Raw genomic sequence first — 13,536 nt, forward strand, 5'->3', positions numbered from 1 at the left:
CGTAAAGCCCGTCCTAGTTATACTCAAAATAACATAATGGACGCGTACTGAATAGTGCTACGCGCTGAGATCGAACGCGATATCCGACGGATTGGTCGAGAGTGCATCCTTTCCCGGCTTGGCTACCTTGAGGATGCGATTGTTCAGGCTGTCCACGGCGCCGTAGATGCCGATGTTGCCGTCAGTCCCCTTGATCATGAAGCCATAATCACCGTTGGGCATCTTGCCGATCGTCATTCGGTCGCCGCCAAACGACTTGGCGATCACTTCGAGATCGAGCTTGGCGAAGTTCGAGTTGGAAGTGCGAATAATCGAATTTGTATCCGCGCCATTGATCTGCTGCAGTCTATTTGCCATCAGACTAACCTTTGCACTTCGATAGCCAGAATCTCACTGTCAAATTCCACGGGCTCGCGCGCAGCATCGTGCTTATAGCGACGCTGGAGGCGCTTGAACTCTACGGGAATCGACAGGAAGGTTGGCTCGACGTTGCGAGTTCCTGAGTAGCGGAGACCTGAATTGAAGCGACGACCAGTGTTATAGCGAAATCCGCCACTCAGCTCCACGTCGAAGTAAATAGGAGCCTCTTCCATGTCTTTCGTCCAACCCGCCTGTATGGAATACTGCCCACTCGTCGAAAGGAAACTCGGACGCCACTTTGTTACTCGCTTTGGGGTACCAGGGTTGTCAAAGCTGCCGTACGAGGTCCTCAGCTCGAAGGCGATTGCGTCGCCCATATTGTGGTAGTCATTGCTTTGGAGCTCTCCATAGAAGAGCGCAGCGACCCTATTGCTTGCTTGGATGAAGACGTCGTCCTGAGCGTATTTGGAGAACGTCCGTCCGATCGGGGTGTTGACGTCGCGACTCTCGAGCTTGCCGAGCAACAGGTTGAAGACGAAGCACTCTTCGTTGTCGGAGGCGCCATTCGGTTTATAAAAGATGTAGAGACGATTAAGATAGATATCGAGCTTGATCGTGGTCTTGTCGGCGATGTCCAGGTACTCCTGGAGGAACGCCTTAGCGATGTTGTCCTCACCGGCACCGTTGTCCTTCCAGATCCCTTCGTGATCCGCGTAATACATGAAGTTCGCATCAAAGACGAGCGACTCCTGACTGAATGTGCCGCGCTGACTCGCTGCCTCGTCAAGATTGAAGGTGTCGTCGGTCGATCCGAAGAGCGAAAACTTGTTCCTGTGGGCGAAGAGGTAGAGCACTCCGTTGAGCTTTCCGAACGCCGTAAGGGAGTCGGATGCCTTCGGGGCAGGGGCGTACAAGAAGTCGGTGCTCGTGTAGGTCAGGTAGTCGCCGAAGTTGCTCCAGAAGCCGCGGCTGCCATCCTCGACGTCGTTGAATAAGAGCAACCCCTTGTGCTCCATGATCAGATCAGGGATATAGGGAGCGTTGGTTAGCTCTGTCCAGCCAAGGGTCGCAAGGTCGAGCTTCCACGGCTTCTCCTTGCCGTTCACTAGATAAAGCGCATCCTGAACCATCGCGAAGCGGTACCTGGTCGCGGTCGAGTTGAAGTCGTCCTTGAGCGGCGTCGTGGCTCCAGTAACGTCGTCGACACTGGAGATCGTCGACCCGTGGGCTATGACCGTGAGTGTCTGACCGTTCGGGCGGTAGGCACGGAACGTCCCTTTGGTCGGTGTTGATGTCGCGCTCGAGAGCTTGACGTTTGCAGCGAAAGCTTGCGGACTCCAGTTGCCGGCATTGCCAACGAGTGCGGTAGCGCCCGTGGCGGTCGTTGATAGTTCGTAGGCTCCGGACCGGGCGTTCTGGAGTGAGACAGTCATCCAAAGGGTGGTGCCACTGCTCGCCGACGGAGTTGAGATGAAGTACACGGGCACGTAGTCGAAAGTCGAGGCAACGTCTGCAGGCGCGATCGAGCTGCGGCAGAGCAGGACGCCCGGGACCCCACCGGCGTCCGAGTGGATCTCGACGAGCACGACGCCCGAGCTTGATGGGGTGCTTCTGATCCGGACTTCGGCTTTGGTGAGACGCTGTGACGAGCCGCTCATTGTGAGCCTCTGAGAGACGCTCTGCGATGCGTTGACCTCTATGACTGACGGATCAGCCACAGATGTGACGGAAGCCGTCACGGACTCTCCCACGGGTACTGAGTAGCGATCGCAACCGCGTCGTGTCTTGTACCTCCCGATCTTCACGAAGCGGGCGTCGATCGCCTCGATGAGTTCCGTAGGCGCGACGTCGTCATTGTCTTTATAAGTATTGCGACCACCCTTGAAGCTGATCTGGTTGGTGATCGCCTTCCGGGTAGTAATGGACGGGATGATCGTCCGGTAGCCGAACCTAGATTTCCGCACCGCGCATCCTCGATGAGCGGACCTTGCCAGGGGCACGCTTGCGAAGACCGTAGCGCCCCAGAAGGTCTTCGCTCAGATCTTCGCATTGACGGTCGTAGACCGCAGCGATGTCGAAGTTTTGGCGATAACGCTCCACACCAGCCAACCCGCCTTTGATGAGGATGTTCTTGAATTCAACGGGAAGCTGAGGCTTGTCCTCAGTGCTGTCCTCGAGACGCTTGGGCGCGATGCCATGGCGCACCCGAGCGATGTACTCACGGTCGGTCGGGCAGTTCCAGTAGATCTCGCCTGCGTAGTCGGTGTAGCTCGTCGGTCTACCAGGTCTGCTGGTATCCGGCATCGGGTACTGCTCAAAGAAGAGATCCGGAGCCAGATATAGAGGATGGCTCGTGCTGTTTGTTGTCGCGTCGGTCAGCGTGATATCGATGATGTCCTGGTGGTCGCTCTCGTAATCAAGGGTCACCGTGTCGGCGCTCATCTCTTCGTCGAAGATGTCCTCGGTAAATTTGAAGCGGTGGTGTCCGAGGACTTCATCAGACTTGTCCTGGATGTACCGCAGCACTCGATCCCGAGAGAAGGTGGGATCCTTCGCATCGTCGATAATCGAATCAATGACATTGGCGGTCGAATAGTCTGCCATTTAGCATCCGTGAGCCCGTCCTAGTTCCTTTGAATATAACAAAAAGAAGCGGTCCTGCATATAGGACCGCTTCTGTGGACGCTAGCTTTGGCTAAGCCTGGCGAGCCCAAGTTCCGATCACTGATTCGACGATCCAACCAGTTACGCCGGTCGTGCCGGTGCCGCGCAAGGTGATGAGATCACCGTACTTGTTGGTCGTTTTGTCGGAGATCAGATCCTTATTCACTGTGGCGGTGTATCCGTTTCCGGTTACTCCGTCCGACGCGTTCGGATCGATCGTGACAGTCGGTTGATTACCCGAAGTCGCACTCTGTCCGACGTGAATTGTGAAGGTCAGACCCGCTGTGCTCGCTGGCAGCGAGATAACTGCATCTGATTGCACGTCCTGGACGATGCCTGAGTCAGCTGCGGTAAGGGTCTTGTTGCCCGTCACTGCTGCCGACAGGAAGCCTTTGCGAGTGTTGTTGATTACTGGCATTACTTGCCCTCCTCGGCTTTGTCAGCCTTGTTACGAGCTTCGGCAGTCTTTTTGGCATCGAACTGGAAGCCGAGGCGCACGAATGCGTCGGCTTGCGGAACGTTCAAAGCCTCGAGTTCTTCACCTGACTCTTTGTGGACGTACACGCCCACAACGTTTGCTTTTTCACTTGCTTCAGTTGCCATGATTGATGGTCTCCTTGCCGATTAGGCGTTCTTGTGGACGCGTATCGCAACGCCCTTGTTCTTTGGGATGAAGGCGTCGTAGTAACGGCGACCTTCCGCAACTGCGCCGTCGACACCACGGACTTCAGTGAGCACGCGGACCATGTTGAACTTGGTCGGCGCAACGAGAACCTGCCTATGGACGGTCAGGTAGTCGATGTTCGCTGGGAACCACGAAGTCGGGATCTTCACCAACGTGTTGCCGTCCACGGTGCCGATGATTCCCTTTTTGAGGTCGTCATAGGCGTGGTCGCAGCCCTTGATGAAGTTCTGGTCCAGCTTGAACAGGTTGTACGTGGTTGGCGTCAGGTAGGTGACACGGTCTTCTGGCGCGACTTCAGCATCGTCGAGTGCAGCCTGATCAGCGAGGAACGTCGTGTAGGCGTTGGTGCTGTTGAGGGCGGCGGTCGCTTGCTTTTGGTTGTTGGCTACCGCGTACGCGACAAGCACTGCAAGGCGGTACTTGTCGGTGTTAGGAACTGACACCTGGCGGACTTGGCGCTTGACGGCGGTGTTAGCTTCTTGGATCAGCATGCTGTCCTCGAGGTTGCCGCGGTCGACGCTGAAGGTAAACGACTTGTCCTGGGACATCGTGAACTCTTGTGTGCCGGTTCCGAGTTCGATCAGCGAGCCGAAGCGCTCGGTTCCGTTACGGATGTAATCGACTTCGTCGACGACATCGACGGTGTAGATCGTTACGGTCTTCACACCTGTGAACTCAAGGCGAATGCCCTTGTTGATGATCATGTCGGTCTTCGACTCAGTAAAGAACTTTTCGTCGAGGACCTTCAGATGCGCCTTTGCATAGTTTTGTGACATTTGGGGTTACTCCATAAATTAATCGTCTGCGAGCAACGCCTCCATAATCGGATCACGTTCAGGGGTCTTACCTGATGCCGCGTTTCCGGAAACGGGAGTAGTTCGTTGCTTGTTCGCAAGCGTCGTGAGCGCTTCATGTCCCCCCTGCTTTTTGATCGCAGCCGTATCGACAGGCGTTGCCGCCGATGCGAGTGTGCGCAACTGATCAAGGGACAACTTCCCTCCGGTCAGCAGCTCCGCGATGTCAGGGTTGTCCTGTACGTATTGCCCCATGGCTTGGTCCTCTTCAGCAGTCACACCCTTCTCGGCTTTCCAAGTGTTGATGGTGTTCGCGTTCTGAAGATTGCGAGCTATGTGGAGTGCCTCAGTGGCTTCAGACGCACCCTCTGGTGCTGGCGTTGCTGATGTCAGCTTGCGCGCTAACTCTGATGCCTCCTGGCTCTTCTTGGTCATCGCCTGCTCTGCCTCGCGGTAGGACTTGGTCGCTTTCGCGAGCCCTTCTGGCGTGCTGATGTCGATGCCCTTCTTCAGCCAATACGCTGCGGGATCGTCTTCCTCGGTGGCTGCACCTTGTGCTGGATCAGCGGGCGCGTCGCCTTCGTCTTCAGACGGGTCATTGATTGGTTCGGTAGTCGTTGGGACCGCCGTTGGGTCTGTCGTCTCGATGCCTTGTGCTGGATCAGCGGGCGGAGTCTCGACAGGCTCAGGGGTTGTGGTTTCACTCATTGGAACCTGCTCCTTTGCTTGCTTCACCCCTCTCTATTGGTGGAGAGGTGCTGCCGGAGTAGGAGTTCAACCAGGTGACGGGCCGGGTTAATTGATGTATCTCCTACTCACGCAGCACACCTACACGATGGGGACCGCCTCCTTTGAGGATCGCCGGGACAGGGCGTCGAGCACGCGCTTCTTGAACGTCGGGCTTGTCGTGACTTTTCGCGCGATTGCGAAGTAATCCAGCTCGCTCTGGATCGTGGCAGCGATAGTGCCCGAATGGGCGCGGAACGTCTCAGTGAGAGTGACGTCCATGACGCTTGCGAGGTGGCGCGCCTTGGCATCCCTGAGACGCTTCAGGTAGTGCTTGCCGAAGTCGCTCTCGGCGAACGCCGTTGCTTCTGATGCGCGCTTCAACGCGCTGACATCACTGTCCATCTGGAACTCCTGGCGGCACCACGGCAGGCGCAGGTGCGGCATTTGGAAGCATCGGTTGCGCGGGCGCGGTCATGATCGCCTGCAGGTCCCCCTTATCGATGTTGAACATCTTCGGGTAGAGGCGCTTCTTGGCTTCCTCCAGGTTATTCGTCGGGTCCTGGATGAGGATCTGATAGCTCTCGCGCGCCTGTTCCATCTGCTCGCGCTCCTTTGACTTCGCTTCGACATCAAGAACGATGCGCGGCTTCCAATCCTCCTGATAGTCCGCAGGATCGAAGATCGCAGCGCCAGGCGGCAGATCGATGCCGTATTTCTCGAGCATCGCTGCGCGGTCCTGCTTGGCATCAAAGGTCTCGACGACAAGCGGGCGATCGACGTTCAGCTGGATGAGCCTGAAGAGGATGTAACCCCACCAGTACAACCCGTCCTTCTCGAAGATGCGGGCTTTGCTCTCGATGCGCTGACCGGTGCCGGCAAGTTGCGCGTTTACCTCTGTAGCAGTGATGTCGCCCTTGGCTTGTTGACCTTTGGCGATCTGATCGATGGCAGTGGTCTCGCGGATCTCCGCCTTGATGTTCATCCGGTTATTGAAAGAGTTCGCCGGGAGCACAGGTGTATCGCGGTCCTTAAGAGATCCGGGCTTGAACGGGTACACGATGTCGGGATCGTTGGTGATGAGGTCGATCCAGTCTTCGTACTCAGGGTCCAGCTCCTTTTGTGGGGCGAGCTGCCGGATGATGTAGTCAGCTTCCATGTTGGTGAAGTCGTTGAGCAGTTCCTGCTCCTTGGCGATCGACTCGATCTCGCCCTTGGCATAGAAGAGCGACTTGCGGCGCAAGTTGCGGAGGAAGAAGAACGGCACAAGCCCTTTGGCTTCTGACGTCGCACGGCTCTTGACCGCGTCAGACTCCTTCTCGTAGGTCTCCATGTCCGGATAGCCCTGGACATCGACATACCCCCCGGATTCGAGCTTCGCGTCGATCTCCGCCTGGAAGCGTTTTTCGAGCAGCATCTGATGGCGCTCTTTGTATGGATTGACGATGTTTTCGATGACGTCGGTGCGGTTGCGCATCGTGACGACGCGGTCGATGTCCCAGATCTCGATCAACTCGTCTTGGTCGTCTGCAGCGCTGCCGAGAGTGGATCCCGCGAACATCTCCTTGACGGCTTTGTCGTCCGGTTGCCCGTTGTTGATGCCGCCTGGAGCGTTCGTGATCGACTCCAGATTGAAGCGAGGGATCAGTTCGCCGTATGTCTTGCTATTGAGATCGGTGTCCACGACCTCGTACGTCTCGAGAGTGCCCTTCCGTACGTGGTAGCGGCGCCCGGCGTATGAGCCAGCCTTCTGGAGGTCTGCAGGCTTCTTGATCGTCGGATCGACGATGGCATCGCGCATGGCGAAGCTCTCAAGCTCGGGGTGATCAATGTCCCAAGCCAGCATGTGCGCGACCATCCCGTCGATGAAGGTTTCGCGATAGTCCTCCTCGAGCTCAAGATCCCACTGCCCCTGATCCCAGTACTCCTCGACGAGTGCGTTGAGAGGCGCCGGATCGACACGCTTCATCGGATCGCCAGACTCGTAGTCGAAGCGGAGGTTCGCGTTGTTGAGCGCGCTCGTCATGGTTTCGATGGTCTGGTAGGTCATCGGGACGAAAGTGTCCGTTGTGCCCTTGTAAGCAGCGTCAACGCGCTCGTTGTCGTAGAGCTTGTTCGCGCGGTCCCAGCGTTTGTGCCAGTTCGACCGCTGGTATTCGTAAGACTCGTCGTAGCGCTTCAGAGCCTTGACGAGGACGGGGTCATCGGTCGGAGCATCATCAGCAGGACTCTTGATCTGCTTCCCTGTTGTCGATGTCCTTTTCGCGCTAGCCATTCAGTTGATATATCCCCATTTAAATCCCCCTAAACATAACATGTGCCCAATGGCTTGAATAGTCCTATTCGGCGTCCCGCTCGGTCACAGTGCCACCTAAGTCGCTCGGCAGGAATGTGATGACCTGGCGAACCTTACAGCTGCGCATGCGCTTGTTTAGATAGATAATCTTGAACTCCGTCATTCGCCCTTCGGCGTTACGAAAACGCAGTACGTCACCCCTCTTGAAGCGGTCAAATGCCGCATCGGTCAGGTCTTGCCCAATATCTTCGATAATCTTTTTCATACTCACCTCCTGCTGCGATATGCACCGCGTTTAATTTCCGGCTTCTTGCGACTAATGCGACTCTTCATGAGCGCATAGCGCAACATGTCGTAGTCGTGATCGTCTGCGCCCGTGTCCACGTCGTCGACCTTATGGCGGTCGTACGGAAGATCAGGCAGGGTCGTGATCATGCTTGTACAAGTCGAGAAGACCTGAAGCATTGGGATGCCGTCTGCCATGGGTTGGAGTGCCTTGTGCACTACCTCGAGCCCTGCCTTGCGATCGTTGACCGCCGGCTGCCACTTCACACCTGCTGCTTCGTAAAGCTCAGCGATCGACTTGCCCTGCTGATCGTTGTGATCGGCTGAGCCGTTCCATATCGCTGGGTCCGCCATCCCATAGCGGATGTCTTCCCCAGCCTCGAGATCCTTGATGACGCTCGCCTTGTAGTCGATCGTCTTGTACTCATCCAGACGAAACTCCCGGTACATGAAGACGTGCTCCGAGGCGGGATCTTCGGCGAACCATCCGACACTGTTGTGGTTGCCGTAGTCGGTCGACCGCCAACGCTTCCAGTGATCCGGGATCGCGAAGGGATCGACCACGTGGGTGCGCCTGGACCACTCAGTGAAGACCTGACCGGCGAACATGTCCCAGTCGCCGTATCGCAGCGCTTTGCGTAGCTGGGGGTCTGAGATCTTCTGCAGCTGCTTGTTGTAGTCGGTCCTGAAGCGCTCGTCCGGGTGATCGTCCAGCGAAGCGGGGATGAAGACGCGAGTCGTGAACGATCCGTCAGGGAGGCGGATCTCCTGGACTTTGCCCCACTCCCCTATGTCGATGTAGTGCTTCTTCACCCAGCCATGCCCTATGCCGCCCGGGTTTGTTCCTGCCATAAAGATCACAGGCCATGCAGCGTTACTCGTGCGATTACGGGTCTGTAGATACTCGATCCAGTCGAAGGGGAATTGGGTCAGCTCATCGACGCCGATCACTGGCATCTCGGATCCCTGGTAGCGAAACATGTCGGACGCGTTGTCCAGATAGTTAAGCGTGATGCTCGAGCCGTTCTCAAAGACGTAGGACCTGCCCTCGTACTCAGCGCTCGCTTGCCCGTGATAGACGATGTGCCCCGCCTTCATGTAGTCGCGGGTCTGCTTCATCAGCTCGGGGCGGATGGTCTTGTTCAACTCCGGGATCGTGCGGCGGAACAGGTTGATCGGGATGCCTGGGTACTCGAGCGCGAGCGTGATGCTCTCCGCCACGATCGCGGCGGTCTTCCCTCCCCCAGCTGCACCGCCATAGAGCTTCTCGTCAGCTACAGCCGTGTGGAACGCCGTCTGCCGATCGGACGCTGTGTAGTCAGGAACCTTAAGGCTCGGCATTGCCCGTCTTTGGACGCGGAACATCGTTCACGAATGAGACGTTGCCCGTGTGGTTGTTCTCTACTTCGGTTCTGTCCTTCCAGCCCCAGTTGTTCTTCAGGCTGAAGGCTGCTCCCGCTTGGGCTCTGCCGAAGAGCTGAGACTCGGCATACTCGTGGCAGCGGTCGTAGGCAGCCTGTATCGAGCCGATAAATTCGTCGCGCTTCTTGTAGTTGATCAGGGTGTCGCGGTCGATGCCGAGAGACCTGGCGAGACCTGAGACTGTGTATGGCTTCTGCTCCGTGATGCGCAGCCGGCTATCAAAAAGCATGTTGTCGTGCGAGTCGCGCCCGACTTCAACGAGCGTCTTCTCGGTATGAGGATCGCACTCGGCGAAGTAGTTCTGGATAGCGAGTTCGAGATCCTCGACGGTCTTGAATTTGAGCGGACGACCAACAGGATTCGGTTGTTCCGAATCGTTATCCTGCGCTACTGCTGGGTCCTGCTCCGCTTCCATATCGTGCCCTTATTTATGCACAACTATTGCGCTTTTACAAGGACGAAAGCACTTCCCTTCCACGCCCGCGCAACTCCCCCGCTGCGTTTATTTTTTACAACACTTAACAGGGGTGGAGAGGGTACCCCCACGGCAGGGAAGGGGGTTTGGCTAAGGGGCTAGGTGCGACTCAGGGGTTGGGGAAGGGCACACCCCACAGGCGACCCATACGTTCACACCCCTAGACGGTGAGTGCCTCCTCGTGCTGCTTGTGCAGAGCTAGCAAGTGACGCACTCTCTCTTCCCATCCAGCGAACTCTTCTTCGCGGTAGAGACTGTCCACGTAAACGTCGATCGCATCGTGTGCCTTGCGCAGCTCAAAGGGCATCAGCACGTCGTCGTAGAGATTGGCGAGGGACTCATTCGGGTAGGCAGCTCGGGCGTCAAGGACCGCCTGCCCAAGAGCCTGCAACTTGACGATGTGCTGGTCGGTGAGCTTCGGGAAGATGAAGTTGTTGTAGACGACATCCTTCGAGTAGCGGTACCGACTTTCGAGCCTGCCGCCCACCAGCCGCATCCAGTCCATGTGCATCTGGCTGGTCAGGACCGCGAACAGTTCGAGCGTCCCGTCTTGGATCGCGAGGTTCAGATTCGTGGTCACGACGCCGGGCTCGAAGAAGCCCATGGGCACGTAGCGCCGCGACTCACTGGACACGCTGGGGATGAGTAGGAACGGGAACTTCGGCGACTGGGTGCGCTGCGCGAATAGGTGCGGGATCGACGCCAGTTCGGGACGGGCGGACTTCGCGCGGTTCGCCTTGTTGGCTTCCACCCGTGAGTAGACGAGCGGCATCGCTTTCAGCTCGGACGGCGAGATCCCTTCCAGCCACAGCGCGTAGCGATCTTCCTTCCGGATGAACTCGCGCGCTCCATAGCAAGGCAGGATCCAAGCCGCGGCTGCTGGTTCGTGAGCGACCAGGTAGTCGCGCTCTTCAGTCGACAGCAGCAGGTTCCCGTCGTCCGCCGGCATGTTGCCAAACGCCATGGGAAGCATCGAGCTGATCTGGTTCTCGCGGTTGCTCACCACGTACTCGTCGCCTTCGATCAAGTACGGGCTGATGGATGGCACCAAGCTCAGCACGGGCTCGCCCGTGATGTCCGGGTACTCGTACAGCTCCTTCTGTGCCTTCGCCTTGCGTCCGAAGCCCACGATGACGCAGTGGACCCGGGCAATCCCCTTCGCACCATTCGTCCAGCGGAAGGTCCGGTGGGCGAAGTTGATGTGCGCACCGTTTGCGAGCAGCTTCTTCCAGAGAATCCCGGGCTGCTCCCCCTGGCTGATCGAGCTGGTGGACACGAATGCCACCTGGATGTCCGGGTTCACATCGAGGAACTTGTCCGCCTTGATGTACCAGCCAGTGACGTAGTCCAGGAATCCCGACTGCTTGTAGCCCTTGGCAACCGCCTTCAGCTCAACTTTCTGGGGCTTGCTCATCACCCGCGAGCCGAGGAAGGGCGGGTTGCCCATGATGAAGTCGAGCTGGTCAGGCTTTACTACATCGCCCCAGTCCTTCGTGAGCGCGTTCGCCCACACGATGTTCGCGCCCTCAGTGAGTGGAAGGCGCGTGTAGTGCTCGCCGAGCTGCTCACTGGCTTCCATGTTCATCTGGTGGTCCGTGAGCCACAGAGCGGTCCTGGCGATGAGCGCAGGGAACTCTTCGATCTCGATGCCGTGGAACTGCTCCACGCGTACCCTGAGCAGCTCAGTGACGTCCAGCAGAGCGGTTCCGCCCGCCATGGCTGCCACGACGCGGTGCTCGAGCCGGCGCAGCTCCCGGTATGCGATCACGAGGAAGTTCCCGCAACCACAAGCTGGGTCGAAGAAGTTGAGGTTGGCGATCTTGTCGTGGAAGGTGTCGAGCCGAGCGAGGCGGTTTGCACGGACGCGCTTGTCCTCTTTATCCTCCTGCTGGGTGCGGGAGCGACGGCGGACCAGAGGCTCCAGCTCCGCGTAGAGGTCGTCGAGGAAGAGCGGCTTGATAACCCGGAGGATGTTCTCCTCGCTCGTGTAGTGCGCGCCGATGTCGTGACGCTGGTCCTCATTCATGACGCCTTGGAACATCGCGCCGAAGATTGCGGGGCTGACCTTGGACCAGTCAGGGCGCGTAGCCATCAGAAGGCTGAAGCGGGTCGTGGTGTCGAAGTCAGGTATCGGGATCAGCTCGGAGAACAGACCACCGTTGATGTACGGGAAGGCGGCGAGGTCATCGTCGAGGGCTGTGGAGCGTTCCTCTGGCTTCGTGTTGAGCACCTCGAACAGCCGCGACATCTTCGGACCGAGATCGGTGCCGTCCACCTGCGTGCGATTGCGGATGTAGTTCTGGAACTGGTTCAACTCGAAGATCCTCGAGTCCTCCGCGAAGAGGCAGAAGACCAACCGGACGAGCAGCAGCTCGAGCTTGTGCCCCCGGTACCCGGTCGCCTCGATCGCGTTGTGGAGTGCAGCCATGCGCTCCGCTGCTTCCCGGTTGACCGGGTTCTGCTCCTCGTACTTTTGAGGCGCCTCGTCGACGAGGATCGCGAACTCTCGGACGTGCTTCGGCAGATCCTCGAGCGGGAACGTGACGACCTCGCGGGTTTCGAGGTCCAAGATCTGGAACACCGAGAAGTCGCACGTGACGATGATGTTCGGAAGGTCGTAGTTCGTGAGCCCGTCGAGGTAGCTGAGCGCCTGCCCTTGCGCCTTCGACAGATCGCGACCGGAACTCTTCTGCTCGACGAGCATCTTGCCCGGCAGGAACATGTCGATGAAGCCGTACTTTTTGCCGGCTAGCTTGACCGCGTACTCGAAGTAGCCGCCTGCCCGCTTGCGGTTGATGCCGAAAACCTCGAGGAACTCCGTCCAGAAGGTTTGGGACTCACTCGTCTCCCGGGTCTCCCCTGCCCACTCAGTCGCGAACTTCGCTGCTCGGGCTGTGATCTCGTTCCAGGCAAGGTGCACATGGCGATGCTATCCAGCGCCTTGAGCGTTCGACAGCGATCAGGGTGCGAAGCGCTCGTCCATGGCTCTCGTGAGCTTGATGGCTATAGCGCCCATCAACTTCTGCCGGCGAGGCGTTATCCGGTGGACCTTCTCCACTTCCGCGAGCCAGTCATACATGTCCACGATCATGCCGGTCTCGACCTTGTCGCTGGAGTAGTCGAGCCTCAGGACAGCGAGGAGGATCGACTCCAACTCGACGTCGTCCGGGTGGGGCTCACGCTGTTCCATCACCGCCCTTCGTGGCGAAGCCGAGGCGCTCGTCGATCAGCAGGCACATGCGGAACAGGTTGCGTGAGATGCGGGTCTGACGTTCTAGGTCCTTCGCGAAGTCCGGACGCACACCCTCGAGCCATTCGAACAGGTAGATCAGGCGGGCGGTCTCAGTGCGCTTGGCGCGATCACCCATCCCCTCGAAACCATCGAGGATGTCGTCAATCGCTTCATCGCGTCCCCAAACGTTGTCGCTCTCCATATCGCCGCTGACTATGAGCCGGAGCTGCGGATCCGTCAAGACCTACAAGCGCTCCACGGCAGCCGCCCACACCCACGCGTCCCGGTAGTTGCCGTCGCCGATCCCCCAGTGGACATGCACTGCCCGGCTGGTCCGCTCACGGGCTTGTCCAAAGACCTTCGCGATCCGCCCATCGTCGAACGCCATCCAAGCGCTCACCTCATAGATGGCAGTCACCGGCTTGATGGGATCGTGCTCGAAATCGAGCTGTGCCGGCGTGAGTGAGATGGGCAGGGCAGTGCGCAGCTCGGCAGCCTTGTTGGACCGGTACGTCTGCAGCTGCTCGCCGTATCGCTTATTGCTTCCCACCGGTCGAGTAGAACATACGTTCGAATGACGCGCCAACCCTCCGCGCC

Annotated in this window: 16 protein-coding genes; all 16 read right to left on the reverse strand. The window is 58.2% G+C overall.

Annotation, left to right across the window (positions count from 1 at the left end; translation table 11 throughout):
- Positions 1 to 57: 57 nt before the first annotated feature.
- Complete coding sequence (locus E6C64_RS08525; RefSeq protein ID WP_136427031.1) at positions 58 to 357, reverse strand: hypothetical protein; 300 nt, start codon at positions 355 to 357, stop codon at positions 58 to 60.
- On the reverse strand, positions 357 to 2,324 hold the full coding sequence (locus E6C64_RS08530) for a hypothetical protein (protein ID WP_136427032.1): 1,968 nt from the start codon (positions 2,322 to 2,324) through the stop codon (positions 357 to 359). The genes E6C64_RS08525 and E6C64_RS08530 overlap by 1 nt, the downstream gene beginning before the upstream one ends.
- Positions 2,311 to 2,964 carry a hypothetical protein gene (locus E6C64_RS08535; protein WP_136427033.1) on the reverse strand — a complete coding sequence of 218 codons (654 nt, stop codon included), beginning with the start codon at positions 2,962 to 2,964 and terminating at the stop codon, positions 2,311 to 2,313. The genes E6C64_RS08530 and E6C64_RS08535 overlap by 14 nt, the downstream gene beginning before the upstream one ends.
- Before the next feature lie 91 nt (positions 2,965 to 3,055).
- The gene (locus E6C64_RS08540; protein ID WP_136427034.1) at positions 3,056 to 3,442 is read right to left on the reverse strand and encodes a hypothetical protein; all 387 of its coding nucleotides are present in this window, start codon (positions 3,440 to 3,442) and stop codon (positions 3,056 to 3,058) included.
- On the reverse strand, positions 3,442 to 3,627 hold the full coding sequence (locus tag E6C64_RS08545) for a hypothetical protein (protein ID WP_136427035.1): 186 nt from the start codon (positions 3,625 to 3,627) through the stop codon (positions 3,442 to 3,444). The genes E6C64_RS08540 and E6C64_RS08545 overlap by 1 nt, the downstream gene beginning before the upstream one ends.
- A 21-nt stretch (positions 3,628 to 3,648) precedes the next feature.
- A complete protein-coding gene (locus E6C64_RS08550; protein WP_136427036.1) occupies positions 3,649 to 4,485 on the reverse strand; it encodes a hypothetical protein in 837 nt (278 codons plus the stop codon).
- Between the two features lie 18 nt (positions 4,486 to 4,503).
- Positions 4,504 to 5,211: a hypothetical protein gene (locus E6C64_RS08555; RefSeq protein WP_136427037.1), complete on the reverse strand. Its 708-nt coding sequence runs from the start codon at positions 5,209 to 5,211 to the stop codon at positions 4,504 to 4,506.
- Positions 5,212 to 5,331: 120 nt separating this feature from the next.
- Positions 5,332 to 5,634 carry a hypothetical protein gene (locus E6C64_RS08560; protein WP_136427038.1) on the reverse strand — a complete coding sequence of 101 codons (303 nt, stop codon included), beginning with the start codon at positions 5,632 to 5,634 and terminating at the stop codon, positions 5,332 to 5,334.
- Positions 5,624 to 7,504, reverse strand: a complete 1,881-nt coding sequence (locus E6C64_RS08565) for a hypothetical protein (RefSeq protein WP_136427039.1) — start codon at positions 7,502 to 7,504, stop codon at positions 5,624 to 5,626. The genes E6C64_RS08560 and E6C64_RS08565 overlap by 11 nt, the downstream gene beginning before the upstream one ends.
- Positions 7,505 to 7,568: 64 nt before the next feature.
- Positions 7,569 to 7,790, reverse strand: a complete 222-nt coding sequence (locus tag E6C64_RS08570; protein ID WP_136427040.1) for a hypothetical protein — start codon at positions 7,788 to 7,790, stop codon at positions 7,569 to 7,571.
- 2 nt (positions 7,791 to 7,792) lie between these two features.
- Positions 7,793 to 9,151, reverse strand: a complete 1,359-nt coding sequence (locus E6C64_RS08575) for a terminase large subunit domain-containing protein (RefSeq protein WP_158437780.1) — start codon at positions 9,149 to 9,151, stop codon at positions 7,793 to 7,795.
- Complete coding sequence (locus tag E6C64_RS08580; protein ID WP_136427042.1) at positions 9,138 to 9,647, reverse strand: terminase small subunit; 510 nt, start codon at positions 9,645 to 9,647, stop codon at positions 9,138 to 9,140. Before E6C64_RS08580 ends, E6C64_RS08575 begins: the two co-directional genes overlap by 14 nt.
- 220 nt (positions 9,648 to 9,867) lie before the next feature.
- Positions 9,868 to 12,627, reverse strand: a complete 2,760-nt coding sequence (locus E6C64_RS08585) for a DNA methyltransferase (protein ID WP_136427043.1) — start codon at positions 12,625 to 12,627, stop codon at positions 9,868 to 9,870.
- Positions 12,628 to 12,666: 39 nt separating this feature from the next.
- Positions 12,667 to 12,897 carry a hypothetical protein gene (locus E6C64_RS08590; protein ID WP_136427044.1) on the reverse strand — a complete coding sequence of 77 codons (231 nt, stop codon included), beginning with the start codon at positions 12,895 to 12,897 and terminating at the stop codon, positions 12,667 to 12,669.
- Positions 12,884 to 13,180, reverse strand: a complete 297-nt coding sequence (locus E6C64_RS08595; protein WP_233255519.1) for a hypothetical protein — start codon at positions 13,178 to 13,180, stop codon at positions 12,884 to 12,886. The genes E6C64_RS08590 and E6C64_RS08595 overlap by 14 nt, the downstream gene beginning before the upstream one ends.
- Positions 13,181 to 13,183: 3 nt before the next feature.
- Positions 13,184 to 13,489, reverse strand: coding sequence for a hypothetical protein (locus E6C64_RS08600; protein WP_136427046.1), 306 nt, complete (start codon positions 13,487 to 13,489; stop codon positions 13,184 to 13,186).
- Between the last annotated feature and the right edge of the window lie 47 nt (positions 13,490 to 13,536).

This window comes from Naasia lichenicola, assembly GCF_004801885.1.
Lineage (GTDB): Bacteria > Actinomycetota > Actinomycetes > Actinomycetales > Microbacteriaceae > Naasia > Naasia lichenicola.